Annotated in this window: 2 protein-coding genes; both read left to right on the forward strand. The window is 39.6% G+C overall.

The genetic code is table 11. The annotated features are described in order from the left end of the window. Positions 1-305 precede the first annotated feature (305 nt). Positions 306-587, forward strand: a complete 282-nt coding sequence (locus tag PX484_RS09880; protein WP_002740810.1) for a type II toxin-antitoxin system RelE/ParE family toxin — start codon at positions 306-308, stop codon at positions 585-587. Positions 588-596: 9 nt separating this feature from the next. Continuing rightward, positions 597-911 carry a HigA family addiction module antitoxin gene (locus tag PX484_RS09885; protein WP_002737909.1) on the forward strand — a complete coding sequence of 105 codons (315 nt, stop codon included), beginning with the start codon at positions 597-599 and terminating at the stop codon, positions 909-911. Positions 912-1,041: the final 130 nt, after the last annotated feature.

The raw sequence follows: 1,041 nt of genomic DNA on the forward strand, positions 1-1,041 counted from the left end.
GAATAATAAGGATACAATAATAACCATGCAGATTGATTTAACACAAAACTTTGGGCAATATCTCAATCCTCAAGCGAGAAATATAGAAGAATATGAGGTGTTTTTAACTGTTGGGGACATTGACAATAGGCTAAGGTGTTGTTAGCATATCCAACATGAAGGCTACCGCGATCATTTGTCGTCGCGTCATCTTGGCCCCAGACGCATTCGCAGAAGTCCCTGTCTGGCCTGTTCCCCAACCAGTTCTGCCATTGGAGCATCCTTACGTCATATACTTAAAAGTAGGATAAGAAATTGTTTAGAGAGTGATCCAAAACTTTAAAGATAAAGAAGCTCAAAAAGTTTTTGAACGTAAACATTCGCGTAAATTGCCATTAGATATCCAACAAGTGGCATTGCGAAAATTGCGGATGCTTAATCGTGCGGAAACCCTGCAAGATCTTCGTGTCCCACCAGCAAATCGATTGGAACGTCTGGTTGGTGACAGGGAAGGTCAATATAGCATTCGGGTTAACGATCAATGGCGAATTTGCTTTGTCTGGCAAAACGGTGATGCTCTAGACGTAGAAATCGTTGATTATCATTGAGGTAAAATAATGAATGAAGATAAACTAATGCCAATTCATCCCGGTGAGGTTCTTTTAGAGGAATTTATCAAGCCAATGAACCTTAGTCAGAATCAAATAGCTCTGGCTCTTGGAGTTCCTGAACAATGTATTAACGAAATCGTTCACGGAAAGCGGTGTATCACGGCGGATATAGCTCTTCGGTTAGCTCGTTATTTTGATATGTCACCGCGATTTTGGCTGGGATTACAAATGGATTACGATCTGGACGTTGTTGAAGATGAAATAGGAGATCAATTGGACAAAGAAGTTGCTGTAATGACAGTTATTTGTGCAGAAAAGTAATTTGTTTGATATGTTCTAAGGCAGAAACTTGGAATATATCAAACAAATTTGGCAGCGACCCCCCTTGACAATCACGAATATTTATTGTATCACGTTAAATCATAAGGTTGGTCTCTCTCAAAAAAAATCA

This window comes from Microcystis sp. M49636_WE2, assembly GCF_030065375.1.
Lineage (GTDB): Bacteria > Cyanobacteriota > Cyanobacteriia > Cyanobacteriales > Microcystaceae > Microcystis > Microcystis aeruginosa_C.

Excerpts from the sequence above, each read along its gene's own strand:
- PX484_RS09885 (WP_002737909.1), top strand. The coding sequence starts at position 597 with ATGAATGAAGATAAACTAATGCCAATTCATCCCGGTGAGGTTCTTTTA.